The 21,785-nt window shown below is 62.8% G+C and carries 20 protein-coding genes; 9 read left to right on the top strand and 11 right to left on the bottom strand.

From position 1 onward, the window contains the following. Positions 1-65: 65 nt before the first annotated feature. Positions 66-644, bottom strand: coding sequence for a TetR/AcrR family transcriptional regulator (locus tag IPF49_17280; GenBank protein ID MBK6289351.1), 579 nt, complete (start codon positions 642-644; stop codon positions 66-68). 806 nt (positions 645-1,450) lie between these two features. Between IPF49_17280 and IPF49_17275 the strand changes: the two genes are divergently transcribed. From IPF49_17275 to IPF49_17260, 4 genes are all read left to right on the top strand, one after another. After that, a complete protein-coding gene (locus IPF49_17275; GenBank protein MBK6289350.1) occupies positions 1,451-2,863 on the top strand; it encodes a TonB-dependent receptor in 1,413 nt (470 codons plus the stop codon). Positions 2,864-2,875: 12 nt separating this feature from the next. Next, positions 2,876-3,784 carry a zinc ABC transporter substrate-binding protein gene (locus IPF49_17270; protein ID MBK6289349.1) on the top strand — a complete coding sequence of 303 codons (909 nt, stop codon included), beginning with the start codon at positions 2,876-2,878 and terminating at the stop codon, positions 3,782-3,784. Further along, entirely contained in the window at positions 3,781-4,554 is a 774-nt protein-coding gene (locus IPF49_17265) for a metal ABC transporter permease (protein MBK6289348.1), read from the top strand. Before IPF49_17270 ends, IPF49_17265 begins: the two co-directional genes overlap by 4 nt. 123 nt (positions 4,555-4,677) lie before the next feature. Further along, on the top strand, positions 4,678-6,915 hold the full coding sequence (locus IPF49_17260; GenBank protein MBK6289347.1) for a patatin-like phospholipase family protein: 2,238 nt from the start codon (positions 4,678-4,680) through the stop codon (positions 6,913-6,915). A gap of 10 nt (positions 6,916-6,925) precedes the next feature. Here the strand turns inward: IPF49_17260 and IPF49_17255 are convergent, their stop codons facing one another. The 5 genes from IPF49_17255 to purU all read right to left on the bottom strand — a co-directional run bounded on the left by IPF49_17255 (position 6,926) and on the right by purU (position 11,617). Continuing rightward, on the bottom strand, positions 6,926-7,822 hold the full coding sequence (locus IPF49_17255; GenBank protein ID MBK6289346.1) for a haloalkane dehalogenase: 897 nt from the start codon (positions 7,820-7,822) through the stop codon (positions 6,926-6,928). A gap of 109 nt (positions 7,823-7,931) precedes the next feature. Continuing rightward, a complete protein-coding gene (locus IPF49_17250; protein ID MBK6289345.1) occupies positions 7,932-8,549 on the bottom strand; it encodes a hypothetical protein in 618 nt (205 codons plus the stop codon). Between the two features lie 119 nt (positions 8,550-8,668). Next, positions 8,669-9,211: an OmpA family protein gene (locus IPF49_17245; GenBank protein MBK6289344.1), complete on the bottom strand. Its 543-nt coding sequence runs from the start codon at positions 9,209-9,211 to the stop codon at positions 8,669-8,671. Positions 9,212-9,336: 125 nt separating this feature from the next. Continuing rightward, complete coding sequence (locus tag IPF49_17240) at positions 9,337-10,707, bottom strand: sodium-dependent transporter (GenBank protein ID MBK6289343.1); 1,371 nt, start codon at positions 10,705-10,707, stop codon at positions 9,337-9,339. A gap of 58 nt (positions 10,708-10,765) precedes the next feature. Next, positions 10,766-11,617, bottom strand: coding sequence for a formyltetrahydrofolate deformylase (gene purU / locus IPF49_17235; protein ID MBK6289342.1), 852 nt, complete (start codon positions 11,615-11,617; stop codon positions 10,766-10,768). Between the two features lie 293 nt (positions 11,618-11,910). Here purU and IPF49_17230 point away from each other — a divergent pair, with 293 nt between their 5' ends. After that, complete coding sequence (locus IPF49_17230) at positions 11,911-12,213, top strand: hypothetical protein (GenBank protein ID MBK6289341.1); 303 nt, start codon at positions 11,911-11,913, stop codon at positions 12,211-12,213. Between the two features lie 85 nt (positions 12,214-12,298). Here the strand turns inward: IPF49_17230 and IPF49_17225 are convergent, their stop codons facing one another. Then, positions 12,299-14,011, bottom strand: a complete 1,713-nt coding sequence (locus tag IPF49_17225) for a thiamine pyrophosphate-binding protein (GenBank protein MBK6289340.1) — start codon at positions 14,009-14,011, stop codon at positions 12,299-12,301. A gap of 370 nt (positions 14,012-14,381) precedes the next feature. Between IPF49_17225 and IPF49_17220 the strand changes: the two genes are divergently transcribed. The 4 genes from IPF49_17220 (at position 14,382) to IPF49_17205 (ending at position 17,441) form a co-directional block, all read left to right on the top strand. Continuing rightward, a complete protein-coding gene (locus tag IPF49_17220; protein ID MBK6289339.1) occupies positions 14,382-15,281 on the top strand; it encodes an FkbM family methyltransferase in 900 nt (299 codons plus the stop codon). Between the two features lie 67 nt (positions 15,282-15,348). Continuing rightward, positions 15,349-16,272, top strand: a complete 924-nt coding sequence (locus tag IPF49_17215) for an NAD(P)-dependent oxidoreductase (GenBank protein MBK6289338.1) — start codon at positions 15,349-15,351, stop codon at positions 16,270-16,272. Positions 16,273-16,325: 53 nt separating this feature from the next. Further along, entirely contained in the window at positions 16,326-16,493 is a 168-nt protein-coding gene (locus tag IPF49_17210) for a hypothetical protein (protein MBK6289337.1), read from the top strand. A gap of 78 nt (positions 16,494-16,571) precedes the next feature. After that, positions 16,572-17,441, top strand: coding sequence for a fumarylacetoacetate hydrolase family protein (locus IPF49_17205; protein MBK6289336.1), 870 nt, complete (start codon positions 16,572-16,574; stop codon positions 17,439-17,441). An 82-nt stretch (positions 17,442-17,523) separates the two neighbouring features. Here the strand turns inward: IPF49_17205 and IPF49_17200 are convergent, their stop codons facing one another. The 4 genes from IPF49_17200 to IPF49_17185 form a co-directional block, all read right to left on the bottom strand. After that, a complete protein-coding gene (locus tag IPF49_17200) occupies positions 17,524-18,162 on the bottom strand; it encodes a cobalamin-dependent protein (protein ID MBK6289335.1) in 639 nt (212 codons plus the stop codon). Positions 18,163-18,206: 44 nt separating this feature from the next. Continuing rightward, the gene (locus tag IPF49_17195; GenBank protein MBK6289334.1) at positions 18,207-19,514 is read right to left on the bottom strand and encodes a monomethylamine:corrinoid methyltransferase; all 1,308 of its coding nucleotides are present in this window, start codon (positions 19,512-19,514) and stop codon (positions 18,207-18,209) included. 100 nt (positions 19,515-19,614) lie between these two features. After that, positions 19,615-20,988, bottom strand: coding sequence for a hypothetical protein (locus IPF49_17190; GenBank protein MBK6289333.1), 1,374 nt, complete (start codon positions 20,986-20,988; stop codon positions 19,615-19,617). Between the two features lie 16 nt (positions 20,989-21,004). Next, the gene (locus tag IPF49_17185; GenBank protein ID MBK6289332.1) at positions 21,005-21,631 is read right to left on the bottom strand and encodes a TetR/AcrR family transcriptional regulator; all 627 of its coding nucleotides are present in this window, start codon (positions 21,629-21,631) and stop codon (positions 21,005-21,007) included. Positions 21,632-21,785 lie beyond the last annotated feature (154 nt).

Raw genomic sequence — 21,785 nt, 5'->3', positions numbered from 1 at the left:
GCCGCCTCTTCAAAAAGAACAAGTGCTCTCGTATTTGAACACCGCTTAATCAATCGGTCAATTGATTATTTGCGTGGGCCACGCGGCTTCAGCAACTGCCCCTTCAGCAGGCGTTCGAAACTTCTGATCGTGGCCGCAAAACGCGCCTCGCCCAGGTCGGTGTCATGGGCGATCGACAAACCGCTGACCAGTGCGACCAGCAGCTGCGCCGCATCCTCGACCGTGACACCGGTGGCCAGCTCGCCGCGCTCGCTGGCCACCTGCAACAGCTCGCGGAACAGCAGGTTGAACGCCTGCGCATCCTCCGCGTGCAGCCAGTCGAGTTCACGGTTGTGGCGGATCTCCGCGGCGGAATTGCCGGCGAAGCGGACCATTCCAGGCCAGGCGCGCGAGACCGCGATGACCCGCTCGAGACCGAGACAAAGCTGATCGATGCAGCTGCGATCGGCGGCTTCGGCAAAGGCCGAGCGGTAGGTCTCGGTCAGCGTGATCAGGCAATGGCGCAGCGCCTCCTGGTAGATCGCGGCCTTGGAGTCGAAGTGATGGTAAAGAGAGCCGCTGGTGATACCGGCCGCTTGCGCAATATCGTGGTTGCTGGTCTGCGCATAACCGGACTGGGCAAAACAATACACCGCGGCACGCATGATGTTGTTGCGTGTGACCGCGGCAACACCGGCTCCCTCGGGGCGCCCGCGCTTGCGGGCCGGGCGGCGTCTGGCGGGCGGAGAGTCATGCTTCATGGATAACTGCCTTGCGCATCGTGGCGCGTCATCGAATCGTCTCACGGTAATCGGCGCACCCGCGCCATTGCGATGGATGCCGCTCGCTCGTCTTGCGTTCATGCCGCTCGCGCGCATATTGCCGCGAACCGGATTGTAGAGTGTGGCGGAGATCGAAAGCACGGGCGCTGCTGATCCGCCCCCCCGTGCGGGCACAGTAGTACTTCAGCTGACCAAGTTCGGCTGTTAGAGTGGCCGGGTCACCGTCGCATCGATACCCATGACGTACCGCTTGCCAGCAAAGCATTATTCTCATTCCCTGCTCGCCGCATTGCGCATGGTGCTGATGGTTGTGGCCCTGCTCAACTACGCAACCGCCTCGGCCCAGCATGAGCACAGTGGGCCCGGACCCGAAAGCCTGTGTGCGATCTGCGTATACGCCAGCAGCAGCGGTGGCACACTGTCCACCCATGATGAGTGGCACAAACCCCTGTCCCGGCACGGCGCAATACCGAGCCCCGAACTCCCCCCGGCGGCGATTCACCGCGCACCCGCCACGATCTCCATCCGCGGGCCTCCGCCAACCGCCTGAACTCCCGAATGAAGGCTGATGGCGCACGCCATCACACCGCTAATTCGCGGGGCATGCCCTGCGTCGCCGACAGCCCGGGCGACGATCGACATTCCGCGCGGAATCGACTGGAGATCCACTCATGCAATATCCGAGGAATATGTCCATTGCGCTCGCAATTGGCGTCGCCAGCACCCTTTGCGCGCGGGCGGCCGGCGCCACCGGCAGCGAAGCCGAACAATTGCGCGCGGAACTCGCGGCAACGCGCGCAGCCTTCGAAACGCGCATCGCCGCGCTCGAGGCACGACTGGGTGCGATAGAGACGCCGCCCACCAAGGGGGAACCCGTACGCAGCGAACAACTCGACACCATCGAATCGCGTCTGCAACAAGTGGAAATTGTGGCGAACCAGCCACCACAAACGAGCGCCAACGCCTTCAACCCGCAGATGTCGGTGATTCTCGCCGGCACCTGGGCAAATCTCGACGAGAATCCCGATGACTACATGCTGGGCGGTTTTGTGCCGGCCGGCGGCGAAGGCGGGCCGGGTGAGCGCGGCTTCAGTCTCGGTGAAACAGAGCTGACGCTGAGTGCCTCGATCGATCCGCTGTTTTACGGACAGGTGACCTTTGCGGTGGATGCAGGCGACGAGATCAGCGCCGAGGAGGCACTGGTTCGCACCAGCGCACTGCCCGACGGATTCACCGCGCAGTTTGGCCGCTTCTATTCGGCGCTGGCCTACCAGAACGCCCAACATGCCCACACCTGGGACTTCAGCGACATTCCCCTGGTTTACCAGGCCATGTTCGGCGGGCAATACAAGACCGAGGGCCTGCAACTGAAATGGCTGGCCCCGCTCGAGCAGTTTGTCGAGCTTGGCGTGGAGTTCGGCAACGGCGACCAGTTTCCCGGCCAGGACGATGGCAACGGGGTGGGTGCCTATACCCTTTTCGCCTCGACCGGCAACGATATCGGCGCCAGCGCAAGCTGGAAAGGCGGCATTGCATGGCTCGGCACGGAGGCCGGGAGCCGCGTCTACGCGGAACCCGATCCGTCGCGGCAGGACGTATCCAATCCAACCGAATTCAACGGCGACAGCACCACCTGGAATACCTACCTGGTCTACAAGTGGGCACCGAACGGAAACGGCCAGGAGCACCATTTCACGCTGCAGGGCGAGTATTTCGATCGCCATGAAGACGGCGTGATGCTGCAGCTCAACACCAGCCGCGGCAATGGCCGCTCGTCTTATCGCGGCGATCCCTCGGGCTGGTACCTGCAGGGTGTCTACCAGTTCATGCCCCGCTGGCGCGTCGGCTTGCGCTACGACAGTCTCGATTCCGGCACGCTGCGTCTGCGCTCGCTCGATGGCGTATTGCGTGACGCGGATTTCCCCACGCTCGCCACCTACGATCCCGATCGCACCACCCTGATGCTCGATTACTCGCCGACCGAATACAGCCGCCTGCGGCTGCAATACGCGCACGATCAAAGCGCTCCCGGTGCGACCGACCAACAGCTATACCTGCAGTACCTCATGAGCCTCGGCGCGCACGGCGCCCATCAATTCTAGGAGTAAACCGCGATGAAACACCTGCTGTCCCGGACATGGTTCATAGGGGTGCTGGCAGCGCTGTGCATGCCGGCCCAGGCGGCTCTCAACGTACTGAGCTGCGAGGCGGAATGGGCCGCGCTGGCAAGCGAAATCGGTGGCAAACGGCTGAACGTCTCCAGCGCCACCACGGGTCAGCAGGATCCGCATCGCATCGAGGCGCGTCCCAGCCTGATCGCACGCGTGCGCAACGCCGATCTGCTGGTGTGCACTGGCCTGGATCTGGAGGCCGGGTGGTTACCCGTATTGCTGCAGCAATCCGGAAACCGCCGCATCCAGCCAGGCCAGCCCGGCAATTTCGTTGCCGGCAATCTGGTCCCGCGCCTCGAGTTGCCCACCCAGCTCGACCGCGCCCAGGGTGATGTACATGGCTCGGGAAATCCGCACATCCAGCTCAATCCGCACAACCTCGTGCCAGTGGGCGAGGCGCTGGCAACACGCCTGGGAGAGCTCGATCCGGCCAATGCCGAGGCTTATCGTGCAGCGTACGCCGATTTTCGCGCACGCCTGGAGTTCGCCATGCAGCGCTGGGAACAGCAGGCCGTTGCATTGAACGGAGTGGGCGTGATCGCGCACCACAAGGACATGGTCTACCTGTTTGACTGGCTCGGCATGCGCGAGATCGGGAATCTCGAACCCAAGCCAGGGCTCGAACCGAGCAGCGCACATCTCGCCGCGCTGCTGCAGCAGTTGCGTCAGGACCCGGCGCGCATGGTGCTGCATACCCCCTACCAGAGCGAGCGCGCATCGCAATGGTTGTCAGCGCAGGCAAGCATCCCGGCCGTGATGATCCCCAACACCGTCGGCGGTACCGACGCCGCCACTGACCTGTTCACGCTGTTCGAGGACATCATCAGCCGTTTGCTGGGAGGGCTGCAGTGAATCTTGCGCTCGCCGATCTGTCGATCGTGCTACCGGCCTTCCTCGCCGGCTGCCTGGTGCTGGTCACGCATGTGCCGCTTGGCACCCAGATCCTGAGCCGCGGCATCGTGTTCATCGACCTGGCGCTGGCGCAGATCGCGGCACTCGGCGTGATCGTCGCCGGCATGCTTGAATTCGATCCGCAGGGACTTGCAACCCAACTCGCCGCAGCAACGGCGGCCCTGCTCGGTGCGGCCTTGCTGACCTGGACGGAAAAGCGCTGGCCCGAAGTGCAGGAGGCCCAGATCGGTGTACTGTTCGTGCTCGCCGCTACCGGCGGCATCCTGCTGCTCGCCAACAATCCGCACGGTGGCGAACACCTGCGCGATCTGCTGGCGGGACAGATCCTGTGGGTACGCTATGAGCAACTGCTGTTGCCAGCACTCGGTTCCGTGCTGATCTCGGTCCTGCTGCTGGCAAAGCGCCAGCAATTGCACCCGCTGCTGTTCTACGTGGTATTTGCGCTTGCCGTGACAGCCTCGGTACAGCTGGTCGGCGTGTACCTGGTGTTTGCCAGCCTGATCGTGCCCGGACTGGCCACGCGGAATTTCCGCCGCTGGCGGCTCGCCGCCGGCTACGGCGTGGGCATCGCGGGCTATGGCAGCGGGCTGGTGCTTTCGACGCTGTTCGACCTGCCCTCCGGCGCCCTGGTCGTCTGGTGCATCGCGCTGTGCGCCATCCTGTGCTTTGCGCTGGGGCCGCGCCGCGCTATTGCTACCAATAACGCCTGATCAGGATTCCACCCTCGCGAGTCTAGAATAGAGTCTTCACGCACTCGCGCCCGGCTTCACTCGCACCTGCCACCGAGGCACCTGCGCTCCCGATCCTGCGGCGCCGTTTTCCAGGAAATCGTCATGAATTTTCCGCGCCTGATCGTCTGGCCATTGTGCCTGTTGCTGGCTCTCGCGAGCGCGTCGTTGACCGCGGCTGATGACGCCAAGCCGAGGGCTCCGCGTGTCGGCCTGGTTCTGGCCGGCGGCGGCGCGCGCGGGCTGGCACATATCGGGGTGATCAAGTATCTCGAGGAAAACAATATCAGGGTGGATGCCATTGCCGGCACCAGCATGGGATCGATCGTGGGCGGGCTCTATGCATCCGGCATGAGCGCGGCGGAGATCGAGCAGGTCGTGAGCACGCTGGACTGGCAGAAAGCCTTCAATGACGACGCTCCTCGCAATCAGCTCACGTTCCGCCGCAAGCAGGAAGACTACGACTTCCTGGCCCGTGGCCGGCTGCGTTTCAAGGACGGCAGGTTCCGCATCCCGATGGGTATCGTGGAGGGCCAGAATCTGAATTTGATGCTCCACGACCTGGTGTCGCATGTATCGAACGTCACCGATTTCGACCAGCTGCCGATTCCGTACCGCGCGGTGGCGACGGATATTGCCACCGGCGATACCGTGGTGCTGGACCACGGCGATCTCGCGACCGCGATGCGCGCCAGCATGTCGATTCCAAGCGCCTTCGCGCCTGTCGATGTGGACGGCAAACTGCTGGTCGACGGCGGCATCGCCAAGAACATCCCGGTCGATGTGGTGCAGGCGATGGGAGTCGACCGACTGATCGTGATCGATATCGGCACGCCGCTGTCGACACGCGAGCAAATCGAGGACGGCGGCGGATTTGCCATTATCGACCAGCTCACGACGGTGCTCACGCGCAAGAACTCGGAGCAGCAGATTGCGCTGATGGGACCCGACGACATTCTGATATTGCCGGCACTCGATACGGCCGGAATCACGACCATGGCATTCAACAAGGCCGAACTCGCGATTCAGCTCGGCTACGATGCGGCACGCGCCGCCGGTGAGCAGCTCGCCGTCCTTGCGACTCCGCGCACCAGGTTGCAACTGGTGCAAACATCCGCTCCGAAAGCCACCAAGTCACCGCTGATACAGCGCGTCGAGATACATACCGACGCGTCGGTATCGCGGCAGTTGCTGCGCAACATGATCAGCCAGCGCGAGGGCAAACGCCTCGATCGTCGCAAGCTCGAGGAGGACATCACCGCGATCTACGGGCTCGACGAGTTTTCACGGGTCGATTATGACCTGACGCGAAGCGACGGGAAAAACGTGCTGAACGTCAGGGCCATTGCCCATCCCGCCGGTATCAGCTATCTGAAAATGGGTATCAGCTGGGAGCAGGACAGCCGCGGCGACAGCGAATTCGGCGTGCGCGCCAGCTGGCGCCAGAAAGGCATCAATGCGTTGGGTGCCGAATGGTACACCCTGGCGCAGCTCGGCGGCCGCTCGCTGTTCGGCACCGAGTTCTATCAACCGCTCGACATCAACCGGCGCTTTTTTCTCGATGCCCAGTACCAGTATCAACAACGCCTGCTCAATTTCTCCGAAGATGGCGAAGTGCGGGCGCGGGTGGTGGTCGATGACCATGTGCTGGAATTCGGACCGGGCATCAATTTCGACAATACCGCCGCATTGCGCGGCGGATTGTTTACCGGTACGGCCAATACCGATATCCAGATCGGCTCGCCACTGCTCACCTCGAGCAGCCAGGACGACGGGGGTATTTTCGCGGAGCTGCGCTATGACACGCTGGACCGTGCGTATTTTCCCGGACACGGCACTCGCCTGAGCAGCCACTATGCGTCAGGCAAGGATGAATTCGGCGCCGAGGCCGATTACGAGGCGTGGAGCACGATTGCCCTTCTTGCCCGCAGCTTCGGACGCAATTCGATCATCGCAACCGCACGCTGGTCGGAACTGGATATCGACAACAGCACGCTGATCCTTCCCTCGCAGGTCTTTTCCCTGGGAGGATTCCTGTCGCTGTCGGGTTACACCCGTGACTCGCTGGCGGGCAACTACCTTGCGGCGGCCAACCTGGTCTTCTACCGGCGCCTGACCGAACAATCCTTTCTGCCAATCGACTTTCCCGTCTACGCCGGTGCCAGCATCGAAACCGGCAACGTCTGGCTGCGACGCAACGACGTGACGGCGGACGAACTGCTCTACGCAGGCAGTCTGTTTATCGGTATCGATTCACCGCTGGGACCGGTATTCCTGGGTGCCGGATTCGGCGAGCACGACCAGCGCGCGCTGTACCTGCAGATCGGCCAGGTTTTCGACTGATGTCGCGCGCTCAGCAGGCGGCGCCGCGCAGCGCGCGCACAAATCCGGCCACTGCCGCACCGATCTCATCCGGGCTGTCCTCCTGGATGAAATGCGAACCCTTGACCGTGATTTCCCGCTGGTTTGGCCAGCTGCGGCAGAATTCGCGTTGCCGGCCGACCAGTATGGAACCCGGTTCCGCATTGACGAACAGCTTGGGCGTATCGCAAGTCGCCAGCCAGCGCGCATAGTCCTCGACGATTTTGACCATTTGCTCCGGCTCGCCGGCGATCGGTATCTCGCGCGGCCAGCTCAGTACCGGACGTCGATCCTCTCCCGGGCGCAGGAACGGCCGCCGGTACTCGTTGATTTCCGCCTCGTCCAGGGAACGCAGGATCGATCCGGGCAGCACGCGTTCGACGAAGACGTTTTTCTCGAGCACCATTTCCTCGCCCGCCGGCGAACGAAAGCCCTGGAAGACGCGCCGTGCACCTTCCGGCCAGTCGCTCCACTGCACCGGCATCACGATACTTTCCATGTAGGCAATGCCCTGCACGCGCCCACGGTGCGTATTGGCCCAGTCGAAACCCAGCGCCGACCCCCAGTCGTGGATCACCAGCACCACGCGCTCACCGAGATCGAGCTTGTCGAACAGGGCGAACAGGTAGTCGCGCTGCTCGGCGTAGGAATAACGGACCGGACCCGATGCATCCAGTTTGTCGGAATCACCCATCCCGATCAGATCGCAGGCAATCAGCCGACCGAGTCCACGGCAATGGGGCATGACGTTGCGCCACAGATAGGAGGACGTCGGATTGCCATGCTGGAATACGATCGCATCACCCTCGCCCTCGTCGATGTAAGCCATGCGACGCCCGTTGATATCGAGGAATTTCTTGGCCGCGAACGGTTTCGAACTGATCGTCATGCGATACCCCCGGATGCGCGCGGCGTCGCTGTCACCGGTTGCAGTATCTGCGATGTGCCTTCCGCCTTGCGGGCCAGGCTCGCGGCCCGACACCGGGCAAGCGCGCGGTTCATTTGATCTGCCATTTCGGGCAGCCGTAGTAATCGATCTCCGCCTGCGTGGAAGGGTAGCGCCCGCAATTGAAGTAGCGCCAGTAAAAGGAATTGTAACCGCGGCATAATCCGCTGTCGGTATCCAGCACCGGACAGCGCAGTGATTTGACGTGGCAACAACGCCGGCAACTGCCACAGGAAATGCCGTGACTCCAGGACGGCGCGAGCTCCGCGATACCGCGCCGCGGTGCCGATTGCGGCGCGCTGGAAAGCGGCACCCCCAGCATGAAACTGCTCTCTCCGCGCAGCACCAGCATCAGCAGGCGCCAGCCATGCGGATACAGCATCGTGCCCGGGCGCAGGTAGCGCCAGAAGCGCCAGTCACCAAAGAACAACTGTGTCATCAGCGGCGCGCTGAGGAATCCCCCGACAACCGTGAGCAGCGAGAAAGCGACATAGGCGTGGAATGCCAGCCGCGCACAGGCCCAGCCCGTGCGCTGCCAGCGTGACGGCTGCTGCAGGCTATCGCGCGCTGCCGGCACAAACCATTGCACGCCACGGTCGGTGCACAGGAGATCATCGGTCAACTCGTTGGGGGGAGCATGTTCGGGCGTGCGCTCGGCGGCAATCTGCACTTTCGGAAAAATCCTTGGAATCCGTGCCCAGTATACTTGCATGCCACCGCGATGGCAGCGCATATCCGTCACGCGACAGCCGGATTCGGGGAGGTCCTGGCGACTCGTCCCGGAGCGCTTTACCGGCCAGGCGCCGAGACGATCCAGTTCGGATTGGCATCGGCCGAGCGGGTGACCTCGTGCTCGAGTTCGGCAGAGAGCTCGACACGTCGGTTGAGCTGACGGCCCTGCACGGTATCGTTGGAAGCGGTCGGGCTGCTCTCGCCCTTGCCCACCGCGGATATCTTCGAGCCATCGACGCCCCGCTCCACCAGGTAATTGCGCACCGAGTCCGCGCGGCGCTGGGACAGGCTCTGGTTGTAGGTATCGGCGCCGACGCTGTCGGTATGACCGGTGACCGTTATCGAGCGCAGCCGGGCATTGCCACGATACTTCTCGACCATGGTGGACAGCGTGAAGGCGGCCTCCGAACGCAGGGTTGCCTGGTCGAAATCGAACAGTTGCTCCGAACTCAGCGCAAACACCTCGGTGACGGTCGTGGGAGCCGCGGCAGCCACATCCGGCCCGGGCGCCGGCTGTTCCATCTGGCAGCAACAACCGCCCAACAGCGTCACAACCAGCATGGTGCTGCAAAGCGCGGCTTTCCCGGACAATCCACTCATTGCAAAATCTCCTTGGTCGCAGGTATTGGATTGCCATGACGACAACCGATGGCATACGCGATGGAGAGTAGCAGAGCGGGCCGAAAGTGCCGTGGCGACAAATTACCCGGGCAAACGGCAAAAAATCAGCTACCGACACCCAGCAGCAGGATGAGCAGCACCGCGACCGGTACCGGGTAGCGGATCAGGATGCGCCACAGGCCAAACACCCGTCCGTCGGGCAAGTCGAGTTCCTCGCGGGTCGAGTCACGGCTCATCTGCCAGCCCGCGAACACCGCGATCAGCAAGCCGCCGAGTGGCAGCAGGACCTGGTTGGCGAGGTAATCGAGTATCGCGTTCAGATTCTTGCCGGCCACCCGCCATTCGGAGAATTCGCTGTAGCTCAGGATGGACAGCAGACTGAGTATCGCAATTGCCGCCAACACCAGCAGTGCGCTGCGATGACGCGCAAAGCCGCGGTGCTCCTCGAGCCACGCCGTGAGCGCCTCTATCAGCCCCACCATCGAGGTAATTCCGGCGAAGGACAACAATACGAAAAACAGCACGCCGAACAGATGCCCGCCCGGCATCTGCGCAAAGGCCACCGGCAGGGTCTGGAAGATCAACCCCGGTCCGCCCTGCGGATCGAGGCCGAATTTGAATATGACGGGAAAAATCACCAGCCCCGCCAGCAGCGCCACCATGGTATCGGCGACGATGATGAGCCATGCCGAACGCACGATCGAGACGCTTTTCGGCAGATAAGCGCCGTAGGTCATCATCCCCGCCATGGCGACACCGATCGAGAAAAAAGCCTGCCCGACCGCTGCCAGCCAGACCGATGCGGTAATTTTGCTGAAGTCCGCCCGGAACAGATAATCGAGCGCCGCCGGAAAACCACCGCTGACGATGTTGAATGCCGCGAGCACGAGCAACAGCAGGAACAGCGCCGGCATCATGACCGTGACCGCGCGCTCGATCCCCTTGCGCACGCCGGCGTAGATGATCGCGCCCGTCAGCACCAGTCCGATCCAGGTCCACAGCACCATCGTTGGCGTATCGTGCAGCAAGCCATCGAATTCCGCCCGCGCGGCGGCGGCGTCGATACCGGAAAAGCCCGTCAACAGGGCCTTCCACAGGTACAGCAGCACCCAGCCAATCACCACGCAATAGCTGAGCCCGATAACGAAAGCTGCCAGCAGGTTCATCCCACCGACCCACTGCCAGTGCCGCGATCTTCCTTCGGCTTCGGCGATCGCGCGCATCGCAGCGGGCGGAGAGCGCTGCCCGCGGCGCCCGATGAGGAGTTCGGCTATCAGGATCGGAATACCGATCGCGAACGCACAGAACAGGTAGACGAGCACAAATGCGGCGCCGCCGTTCTCGCCGGTCATGTACGGAAAACGCCAGATATTGCCGAGGCCGACGGCAAAACCGATCGTGGCCATCAGGAAGCCGAAACGCGATGACCAGCTCTCGTGCAAATCACTGCTACCCGTCGTGCCGCCTGCCTGCATCACTCGCACCCCTGCTCCTGTCGTTCAAGCCGCGGCTGCCGCCCGCGGCGCCGGCAATTCAGAGTATGACCGTGCGCTGTCCGTTCAGTACCACGCGCTCGGTGACGTGCAAACGCACCGCCTCGGCGAGCGCGGTGGACTCGGTGTCATGCCCCATGTGCACCATCTGCTCCACCGAGACCTGGTGATCGATGCGCTTGACCTCCTGCACGATGATCGGTCCCTCGTCGAGATCGCTGGTGACGTAGTGCGCGGTGGCCCCGATCACCTTCACGCCGCGCTCATAGGCCTGGTGGTAGGGCTTCGCACCCTTGAAACCGGGCAAAAACGAGTGGTGGATATTAATCGCGCGACCGGCAAGCTGGCGACACATCCCATCCGAGAGAATTTGCATATAACGCGCCAGCACCAGGAGGTCGACACGCTCGGCACGCATCAGATCGAGAATCTGCTGTTCCTGCTCGTGCCTGGTTTCCCTGCTGACCGGGAAATGGTGATAGGGAATCCCGTACCATTCGACCAGGCTGCGGCAGTCGGCGTGGTTCGACACCACGCCTGTCACATCAATCGGCAGCACCCCGGACTTCCACCTGTTGAGCAGAACGTTGAGGCAATGATCGTACTTGCTGACCGCGATCAGCACGCGCTGACGCGCGGCCAGCGGACGAAAGCGGTAATCGAGATCGAGCTCGGCGGCAAGCCGCGCAAGATGCGCGCCGAACTCCTCGATCGTGCACCCGAGCTGACGGTCATCGAACACGAAGCGCAGGAAAAAGCGCCTGCTCTGCTGGTCGCTGTAGTTCGACACCTCGGTGATGAATGCACCGTTGCGGTAGAACACATCCGAGACCAGGGCAACGATTCCGAGGCGATCCGGGCAGCTGAGGGTGAATACATATTCGCTGTTCAATTCATTGCTCTCCAGTTGGACCGCCAGCACACCGGCGCTGCAACACCCGGGTGCAACACGCTCGCGGGGCCACGGCGGAATTCAAGTCTACCGACCGGTTCAAGTCAATTGCCCGCGTACTCCTGCAACAAGCGCTCGCGCGCCGCGTACATCGCGGCAATGGCTGTTGCCTATACCGGCCCGAAGCCGCGCACCTGCTCCGGCAAGCGCACCAGCGCCAGCGCCGCATCGTAGCGCCCGGCATCCAGAGAGCCGAGGATGCGATCCAAGAGCGCGCGGTAATCAACGATCAATTGCCGCTCCTGGCGACGTTCCGCCAGCTAGCCGACGGGATCCAGCCGGGTGCCGCGCAGACGCTTGCCGTGTGCCCGCATGCCCATCGCCTTCAGCATCCAGGGACCGAATTCACGCTTCCTCGGGCGCCCTTCGGCATCGTGACCGGCGCCTGGCTGCCCGCGGGCAGTTTTGTCGAGCTATTGTGCGGAGAGCCGGCGCAGAAGAACGGCAACGGCGAGGCGAGCGCCATCCAGTTCGCGCTCATCGGCACGACAACGCACCCGACACTTGCGGCAAGCGATTTCGTGATAGTCGGCTGACACGACGCGGCAACCGGATCGGCCGGGTTCATGCGTTGTGGCCAGCGTCCGGCCCGACAACGGAATGGCATGGGCATTCCCGCTGCTATCGCTGACCGGGCGCTCTCCCCTGCTCCAGGTTTTTGACGCGCTGCCCGATGGGGGGTGCAATGTCGCCGTCCACCAGCACGTCCAGCAGCAACGGACCGCTGCGCCGGAACAGGCTTTCGATGCCCAGCGCCTCGAGTTCGTCAATGGTGGCGATGCGGTAGGCCTCGATATCCATCGCCCGCGCGATCATGGCGAAATCGGTCCGCGGCAACTCGTTGGCCGTGTTCTCCAGCCCGCGCATGCGTTGCCCGTGCATCACCGTGCCCAGCACACCATTGTTCAGCACCAGGATGACCACGTTGATGCCGAGTTGCCTGGCAACACTGATTTCCTGGGCGCTCATGAGATAGCTCCCGTCACCGGTGATGCACAGCACGGGAAATTTCGGGTTGGCGAGCTTGCCGCCGATGGATGCGCCTATGGCCCAGCCCATCGGCGCAAAACCCATCGAGATCGGCATCTGGTTGACATCGATCAGGCGCCCGGCGCGCGGGTGCCAGTAATGCGTCGCCCAGAAAAACGCATTGCCTGCGTCGGCATAGAGGCGGGTCCCGGGCGGAACCTTCTGGCTGAGACTCCAGAACAGCCGGCGCGGATTGATCGGAACACAATCGCGGCCACAGTCCTCGACGTGCAGCAGGCTGATGTGTTTTGGCAATTGCCGTGCGTCGCGCAACGCGGGGAGCGCACCGCCATCCGCTTTGCCGGGCTCCGGCCGATGCTCTTCGTCCTGCTGGTTGAGATACCTGAAGACGATGCGCGGACTGCCCCACAGGTTCATTCGAGCCATATATGACCTGGCGAGGTGCTCGGGGTTGTTGTTGATGTGCAGCAGCCGCTGCGAAAGGATCGTGCTGCCGTCCCAGCCGCAGGTGGCGTTTTCATCGAGATTGGCGCACACGACCAGGATGATGTCGGCTTCTTCGGCGCTCAGCGTCTTGCGGGCGGATTCATGGCCCGCGGTACCGAATACGCCGCGGTACAACGGGTGGTCGGCGGACATCCAGCCGCGCCCCATGGGCGTGGTGACGATCGGCCATTGGCGCCGCTCCGCGAAGCAGAGAATTTCCTCCATCGCATTGATACAACCCTCGCCGACCACCACGACGCCGCGCCGGCAGCCGCGCAACAGTATGCCGAGGCGATGCAGCAGCATCCTGTCCGGGGTGATCTCCTGGCCGAAAAACGCATAGCGTGATACCGGCCTGCGCCGCGCGCCCACGGTGCGGCCAAAGATATCCTGCGGCAGACTGATGTGCACCGGACCGGGCGTCGGCCCGGTCGCGCTGCTGAGCGCGGCAAGCAGATTGTGTTCGAGCTGATCGGGATGCGTCACCAGGGCGTTGTAGCGGGTACAGGCCCTGAACATCAGCATCGCATCGACGCCCGTCGCACTGGCTTCCTGCATCGCGCCGCGCCCGAAGGTGGTGGTGCTGTTCTGGCCGGTCACAACCAGCAGCGGTATGCCATCCACATAGGCGTTGCTCACCGGCGTCAGCAGGTTGGTGCACCCTGGGCCAGAGGTCGCGCTGCAGACACCGATCATGCCGCTTTCACGCGCGAAGCCGGCGGCCATGAATCCCGCACCCGATTCGGAACGTGTGAGGATCCAGCGCACGCCGCTGCGCTGCTGGTGTTTTGCCAGCGCGCAGCACAGCGGATCGATGTTGCCACCGGGCACACCGAACACGTACGGCACGCCGAGCATGCCGAGATAGCTCACGACCAGGTCGGCGCAGCTCGTCACCGCGCCCTCGTCGTCATCACCGGACAGGTTGTCCGAGTGCGCCGGCGTGATGTCGCGGATGCGGTGAAACAAAGGTCTGACAGCCTCTTTCGCCAAGCGATGGTGCTGCTGTGAATCCTAGCGCGGTGCAATCACCAGCGACGGCGGACAAGCAACCGATTTCGATAACTGCGTTGCAAATCCGGACAAAAAACCGCTGGCCGGCGACCGTGCCGGTATGACTGCGTGCTGCCGCCAGACGCATGGCAGGAAACAGCAAGGTTCCCTTCACCACGCAAGTAAGTGAAAATTGACTCGTGCTCGGCGCCCGAGCACCTCCCGGAGACCAGGAATGCGTATAGACAAGCTGTTGAGAGACAACCGCCTGCGGATCGTCGATATAGGAGCAAGCGGAGGTATAGATGCGCGCTGGGCAAAATTCACCAATGAATACCAGGGCATTCTGTTCGAGCCCGACCCGCGCGAATTCGAGCGTCTGAAATCGACCAGCGCACCGCAACTGGTGGTGCTGAACTCGGCACTTTTCGACTCGGTCGCGACCATCGACTTCCATCTCTGCCAGAAACAGCGTGTCTCATCGGTGTATTTGCCGAACAGCGGATTTCTCGCGCGCTTTCCGAAGCCGGAGCGCTTCGAGATCACCCGCACGGTGCAGATGAGCACGGATACGCTGGACAGCCAGCTTGCCCTGCACGCGATCGACGATATCGACTTCATCAAGATGGATACGCAGGGTTGCGAGCTCCCCATTCTCCAGGGCAGCACGGTGACCCTGGAGCGCACCGTGGGCATGCAGATAGAGGTGGCGTTTTCTCCGATTTACCAGGACCAGCCGCTGTTCAGCGATGTCGACAACTTCGTCCGGGCACACGGTTTCGAACTGTTCGATCTGAAACCACAGACCTGGATGCGCAGCGACAGCGGGCGCGGCCGGGGGCAGCTGGTATTTGCCGATGCCCTGTATTTGCGCAGTCCCGAACAGATGGCGTCGCTGGCCGGCCTGACCCCACGCAAGCTGATCCGGGCGATGTGCATATACCTCGCCCACGAGCGCACCGATATCGCGCGGGTTCTGTTGCGCGAAGCAAGCGGCAGGATCGATCTGGAGGCCGAGCAGTGCGAACTTGTGCTGGCGCAGATTGGCGCGCTCGAGCGTCGCGCCTCGCTGCAGGACCTCCTCAGGTTGCGACGCCTGCGGCACCGCATTGCGAAAATCATGGCGCGCCTCTAGAAGCAGGCTCACGCTGCACAGCGCCCCGTGACGGGGTGGAACTCCTCCAAGGAAACAAACGATGTCTATCAAAGACTGCCGGATACTCGTCACCGGCCCGGCTGGCCAGATCGCGTTCCCGCTGGCCGCGCGCCTCGCGCGCGACAACGAGGTCTGGGGCATCGCACGCTTCGGTGATGCGGCTGCGCGCGATCGGGTGGAACAGACCGGCATCACGACGCGCGCGGTCGATCTCGCCGCACCCGACTGGAGCGGGCTCCCGGAGCATTTCGACTACGTGCTGCATCTTGCGGCGCAGATTCCGCCCGGGCTCGACTACGATGCCACCTTGCGCACCAACGCCGAGGGCACCGGCCACCTGATGCGCCGCTTCCGCTCGGCACGTGCCTGCCTGGTGATGTCCACCTGCGGCGTTTACGCGCCACCGGCCGATCCGCACCATGCGGTACGGGAGACGGACCCGCTGGGCGTCAGCCACCAGCCTTATTCGCCAACATACTGCGTCTCGAAGATCGCGCAGGAGGCGGTCGCCCGCTTTGCCGCGGGGGCCTATGGGCTCCCCACCGTCATCGCGCGCATGAACGCCGCTTATGGCGACAACGGCGGGCTCCCCGCAATCCTGCTCGAGATGATCCTCGCTGATCAGCCGATCGCGCTGGTGCCCGGACGCGCACCGATCGCGAGCCCGATCCACGAAGACGATATTTTCGCGCAGACACCGGCACTGCTTGCCGCCGCGGCGGTGCCCGCGACGATCACCAACTGGGGCGGCGACGAAGCGGTCGATGTGCGTGAACTGTCGGAGTACCTGGCCCAACTGGGTGGACGCACGGTGCGCTTCCGCGAGTCGGCCGACGGCATCACGCAGTTCCGCCTCGACACGACGCGCCGCCGCGAACTGGCGGGACCGTGCCAGGTAAGCTGGCGCGACGGTGTGCAGCGCATGGTCGCGACGCGGCATCCGGAACTCGTCAAGGCCGCGCGGCCCTGAGGAATGCCGGACCGTTGCACGCGCCGTAATGCCATCATGGCAAAGGATTGCTTATGAGACTGCAGATCCAGTACCGGGCGCACTATGCCTTTGGCGAAGCCGTCACGTTCTCGCCGCACTTGTTCCGCCTGTTTCCGCGCGTCGAGCGCCACGTACGCGTATTGAACTCCGTGTTCGAAATCAATGCGCGCATCGTTCCACTTGGCAGCGACGCAGCGTGATCCGCAGCGACCGCGCCTGGTTTCGACCGTGAATCCAGGGCATTGAGCCCGACTGAAGTCTGCCCGGAGGCGCTTGAAATGAAACTGGTACGATTCGAGGCGGGTGCAGGCCCGCGCTGCGGCGTGGTTGTCGGCGCAGGTGTGGTGGATCTCGCCGCCGCGGGATCGCCCTATTCCGGGATGATGGACATCATCGCGGGCGGCGCAACAGCGCTGGCCGCGATAGCGCAAACAGTGGCCAGAACCAGCCCGCAACATGCCCTCCGGGATATCCGTCTGCTGGCGCCGGTCGCCAGGCCCGGGAAATACCTGGCCATCGGCATGAATTACGGCAAGCATGCTGATGAGGCAGGGAAACTCGGCATTGCCCGGCAGGGTCACCAGGTCTGGTTCAACAAGCAGACCACCTGTATCTCGGGGCCTTTCGACGAAATCGATCCCGGCGTCACGGAAATGCTCGACTACGAAGTGGAACTGGGCCTGGTGATCGGCACCGCGGCCAAGGGCATCAGCGTAGACGATGCGCTACGGCAGGTATTCGGATATTTCGTCGCCAATGATGTGTCCGCCAGGGACTGGCAGATGCACTCCCCCACCTTCACGATGGGCAAATCATTCGATACTCATGGACCGATTGGTCCCTGGATCGTCACCGCGGATGAACTCGGCGATCCGCAAAACCTGGACTTGCGCTGCCTGGTCAATGGCGAACTGCGCCAATCGAGCAACACCTCCGGGATGATTCACGGTATCGCCAACCAGATTTCCTACCTGTCCACCGCCTTTACGCTCGAACCCGGCGACCTGATTGCCACCGGCACACCCGAGGGCGTGGGCGTAGCGATGCATCCCCCGACATTTCTGCAACCCGGGGACGTGGTGCGCTGCGAAATTGACGGCATCGGCGCCATCGAGAACCGTGTGCGTGCGTCTGGCACGAGGCACTGATTGGCCGGTCGCTGAAGTTCGGCTGACAAGCGGAAATGCCTGGTAACTGGACATCTCGATCTGCACGCCCGGCCAGGTCCGACTAGCTGATCTTGAGCAGTTTCCTGGCCAACTCCACGCCGTCCTTCGCCTGCGCGCCCCAGCCGTCGGCCCCCTGCGCTTCGGCCCACGCCCGCGTCGTCACCGCGCCGCCGACAATGACGGGATACTTGTCGCGCACGTTCATTTCCGACAACAGGCTGATCAACTCGCTGAACTTCTCCATCGCCGGAGCGAAAACCACCGACACGGCAATCATGTCCGCGCCGACGCTTTCGGCTTTCTTGTAGAAGTCCAGCGGGCTGTTCTTCTCCCCGATGTCGATGACCTCGAAGCCGCCGATGGACAGCAGGGTGCTGACCAGGTTCTTGCCGATATTGTGCTGGCTGAGCATGGTTCCCAATACGATTTTCTTGTTCACCTTCATGCCCTTGCCCTCCGGGAAGGCTTTCTGGATCAGGGGAATGCAGGCCTTGGCCGTAACACCGGCGCGCACCAGGTCGAGGACGATTGCTTTCTTGGCCGCGAAGCGATCCCCCACGTCGCTGAGTCCGCTCATCACACCCTCCTCCAGAATGGCCATCGGGTCCAGCCCGGCCGCGAGCAGTTCCGCGGTCATGGCCGCCGCTTGTTCCGGCTTTGTCTCGCTTACAAGCTGCCGCAGATCCGCAATTGTCGCCATGTCGTTTTCTCCTGAAGGGTTGGTCACAAGGTGTGGGCCGCGATCTAGTAGTGCCAGGTTGGGTAATCGAGACCCAGGTCCCGGAATATCCTGGTGAACTTCCGGTAGTGGTCGAGGAACAGCTGATTCGGTCGCATCGTATTCAGGTCGTAGAGCTCGCCCAGCGGGACCGGGGGAGGCGCAGGCGCCCGCTCCAGGGCGTTGATCCGTTTTATGATTTCGACGCCCTCCTTGGGCGTGAGTCCCGCCGCCGCCCGGGAGACCTCACCGACCCAGCGGGCCTCGATGCCGGTGTGACCTCCGGACAACCAAGTGCCTTCCATCCCCGAAATGCAGGCAATGATCGCGGCGACGGCCACGCCATACCAGTGCTCGTCACACAGGGGCAGCGTCTCGCTGTCCGTGCCCCCGAAGCATACCCAGGGCAGCTTCAGGTTGCGCTCCGCGGCCAGGGCCGCCGCCGAGTTGCACCAGGTGACGTCGTTCCCCGTGTAAACGCCGTCCACCGTGACAGACATTGCCTGGGTAAGGGCGCCGCCCGAGTAGGCGAGCATTCCCAGGGTGTGGGCGATGATCTGCATGGCACCCTGCTCGGGGCCGGTGATGTAGGCATACAGGGTGGGAGAGGAACTCATCCACGGCTCGAGGCCCAGCTGGTCGGCATAAAAGGCCAGGTTGAAGCGATCGTAGTCGACACGCATGTCCTGCAGGATCTGCACCGGCAGAGTGCAGTTGTGCCGGTTGTACAAACCCGATGCAAAGGTGCTGATCAGGGTGTGGGGCGTCGTGGAGGTCATGGGGATGCCGAAGAAGAGGCCGGGCTTGCCGGCCCAGGCCGCCGCCTCGTTCATGATCCGCGCCTCGGTGAGGCAGACCTGCGTCTGCATCGGTGTCCCGGCGATATTTTTCATTCCGCCGATACCGAACAGGGGCATCGGAATGACACCATCGCAGGTCGGCTCCTGCATGACCGTCATGGCGTGCTGCTTGTAGAGTTGCGTGTCCGTCGTGATGATGCCGGCCGCGTTGAAACAATAGGGGTGCTGCCGGTCACCCGGCGCCCTCGGGGAGAGCGTGATTGCCTCCCGCCCGTGGCCCACGGTGACCTCGTGTCTCGCCGTGAGGATGGCCTCCTCGATTTCCTCCTGGCTAAACTTGATGATCCTCTGGGTGTCCTTGCACAACAATCCGACTTCCAGCAGCAGTTCCTTACCGGCCTCGAAGATGGCGTCAGCCAGCTCGGGATCGATCATGGCCGGTTCATCGGGATCGAACTCGATCCGGTACTTCTTCTGGAGATCGCCCAGCACTGTCGGGAAGAGTTCGGTTTCGAACTTCTCCTCCGTCATCATCGGCCCGGTGGTTGATCGCTGTATTGCTTCCCAGAGTAGTTTTCCCATGATTCGAGTTCCTCAGCTTGCTGAATCGGCAAACGTTACGTGGGGCTGGCGGTCAGCCCTGCAAATAACACTCGTTCTCCCTCATCGATCGCATCAATGAGGCGCACTCCTGACCCACGTAACGGATGTGCTGCGGGAGAAGCCAAGGCATGGTGTCGACGATGTACCAGGACAGATCCTCGGGATCGTCGAAGCCCTGTTCCCAGAAAATCGTGCTGGCGTCATGGGACAGCAGCATGGCAGTCGCCTTGCCGTTGTCGTTCCCGAACAGGAAGATGCCCGAGGTATCCACATGCAGGGGCAGCGGACGCCTGAAGTGCTCGTCCAGCACGCGTTGCGATCGCGCCCAATCGTCCGCGTCGAGGTACGCGGAGTGAATGACGAAGATGGCGCTGCCGACGTCGATGCCGAGGCGTCTGGCCACCTCGAACTGCAGCCGTACCAGCGCCGTGGATTCCAGGGGCCAGTCGCTGTAGAGATCGCAGCTGCCCAGTACGAAGGAGGCGAAAAGCTTGCTCTCGACGACATTGAACGTGGCGGAAACCAGGGCAGAACTCTCGCCAGTGTCGTTGAAGATCACGCTACCAGCGCGTGTATCAGGCGACACCCTCAGGCGATCGATCACGGCTTCCAGTCGCTCGACCCCGGCTCCCGCAAGCAAGCGCTTTTCGCATATCAGCGGGTAGCGGCACTCGAAGTCCTCGTGATTGAAGTCGAAAAAGCCGGGAAACACCTCCCGCTTTTCCTCTGGCTTGCCGTCTTCCAGTTGCGGTGTCTCGATGGTAACGACGGCATTCAGCGTCTCGGCAACCCGCTGTCCGTCCGTGGCCCCCTTCTCTATTCCGATTTTCAGCGCCAGGTTGAGCAGTTGCAGCCAGCTGTCGCCCACGTCACCGGAAAAAATCGGGAAGGTAGTCTGCCGGGAATGAAAAACCTTTCTCAGGGGAATCTGCGGGTTCGGGAGCGGGCGCGGCTCGCGCTGCGCACCGAGCAGGGGTAACTCCTCCACGGCGGCGGCGACTTCGTTCGGGAGCCTCCCGCGGAGATCGATCAGCTGAACGTCCGCGCGCAGCGCGTCCAGCGTGGCTGCGTCCAGTTCATCCCCCAGTCGCCCGCGCGAATCCGGCAACTGGCCACTTTCCCCGAGACCCTGCTGCCACAGGACGCGCAGCGCTTCGCCCGTGGCGTATTCATCATCGCCCCATAGAACGAGGTGACGAATACCGGGGTAGAGCAGGAGTCCCCGCAACAACCATTCGAGGTCGGCCCGGGTGCGAAGTGAGGCGAGGAGCGCGATACGCTCCCGATCGAGCCCGGGAGGGGTTGCGGCCTGGCCTGCAAGCGAACCGCAGAGTGCCACATCCCCTTGCTCCAGGTTCAGGGCTTCGAGCCTGGGCAGATGGCCTGGTTCCCATGTGTGTTCCACTGTCGCTCTCCCGTGATTACGCTGGCTGCCCGACCCGGACCCGCTGCAATTCGAGGGTGCAAAACGCGCGCAGGAACTGGGCTTCGAGGCGCTCGAGCACGGTTTCATGGGGGGTACTCATGCCCCGCATGACCCAGTGCATGAGTTCTACCTGCTGCAGCGCGAGCATCTTGCGCACCAGCAGTTCAGGATCGTCCTCGACGTAGACCTGCTCCTCTATTCCGCGCACGAAAAGTTCCTGCAGAATCGCCGTGCCCTCCCGCCAGGGAACTTCCCCCGCGCCGTAGGTTGGGAAACTCACTGCCCAACCGTTGCCCTCGCGACAGTGCATGCGCAGAAAGTCCGCATGCTCGAGGAAATACCGCGACCCGGAGCGCAGCACAGCGAGGTGTCGCTCCAGGGTTCCCTCGATGGTTTCGCTGGCTTCGCAGATACAGTCGAGAAATTCCCGTATTCGAATCCGGTGAATCCCGGCGTACAGGGACTCCTTGCCGTCGATGACCCCGTACAGTGTGCCCAGCGAGATTCCAGCCTCCGCCGCAATCTCCGGCATACGGGAGTCATCGACTCCCTTCGCGGCGAAAATCCGCTCGGCGGCCTCGTTGACCGCGTGCAGATAGATCGACCTGCGCTTCTCCTTCACTCGCTCCCGCAGGAGTGCCCCGTGCTGTCCGGATGCGGCCATGGACTTATAAGCTTTCGTCTTTCTATTCATAATTCACTTTATATCAAATTAGAATCACCATTTCAACTTTTTGACTTGACCATAAAACGAGGGCTTGTGGCTTGTCGGCGCG

It is taken from the genome of Gammaproteobacteria bacterium (genome assembly GCA_016705365.1).
Taxonomy (GTDB): Bacteria; Pseudomonadota; Gammaproteobacteria; order Pseudomonadales; family UBA5518; genus UBA5518.
The sequence above is the reverse complement of the archived record's forward strand: the minus strand, read 5'-3'. Positions and strand labels throughout refer to the sequence as shown.

What these genes read in the sequence shown, in the direction of transcription:
- IPF49_17260 (MBK6289347.1), top strand. Translation starts at nt 4,678, where the DNA reads ATGAATTTTCCGCGCCTGATCGTCTGGCCATTGTGCCTGTTGCTGGCT.
- IPF49_17280 (MBK6289351.1), bottom strand. Translation starts at nt 644, where the DNA reads ATGCGTGCCGCGGTGTATTGTTTTGCCCAGTCCGGTTATGCGCAGACC.
- IPF49_17245 (MBK6289344.1), bottom strand. Translation starts at nt 9,211, where the DNA reads ATGAGTGGATTGTCCGGGAAAGCCGCGCTTTGCAGCACCATGCTGGTT.
- IPF49_17205 (MBK6289336.1), top strand. Translation starts at nt 16,572, where the DNA reads ATGAAACTGGTACGATTCGAGGCGGGTGCAGGCCCGCGCTGCGGCGTG.
- IPF49_17255 (MBK6289346.1), bottom strand. Translation starts at nt 7,822, where the DNA reads ATGACGATCAGTTCGAAACCGTTCGCGGCCAAGAAATTCCTCGATATC.
- IPF49_17270 (MBK6289349.1), top strand. Translation starts at nt 2,876, where the DNA reads ATGAAACACCTGCTGTCCCGGACATGGTTCATAGGGGTGCTGGCAGCG.
- IPF49_17275 (MBK6289350.1), top strand. Translation starts at nt 1,451, where the DNA reads ATGTCCATTGCGCTCGCAATTGGCGTCGCCAGCACCCTTTGCGCGCGG.
- IPF49_17220 (MBK6289339.1), top strand. Translation starts at nt 14,382, where the DNA reads ATGCGTATAGACAAGCTGTTGAGAGACAACCGCCTGCGGATCGTCGAT.
- IPF49_17195 (MBK6289334.1), bottom strand. Translation starts at nt 19,514, where the DNA reads ATGATGACGGAGGAGAAGTTCGAAACCGAACTCTTCCCGACAGTGCTG.
- IPF49_17200 (MBK6289335.1), bottom strand. Translation starts at nt 18,162, where the DNA reads ATGGCGACAATTGCGGATCTGCGGCAGCTTGTAAGCGAGACAAAGCCG.
- IPF49_17210 (MBK6289337.1), top strand. Translation starts at nt 16,326, where the DNA reads ATGAGACTGCAGATCCAGTACCGGGCGCACTATGCCTTTGGCGAAGCC.
- IPF49_17225 (MBK6289340.1), bottom strand. Translation starts at nt 14,011, where the DNA reads ATGCTCGGCGTGCCGTACGTGTTCGGTGTGCCCGGTGGCAACATCGAT.
- IPF49_17240 (MBK6289343.1), bottom strand. Translation starts at nt 10,707, where the DNA reads ATGCAGGCAGGCGGCACGACGGGTAGCAGTGATTTGCACGAGAGCTGG.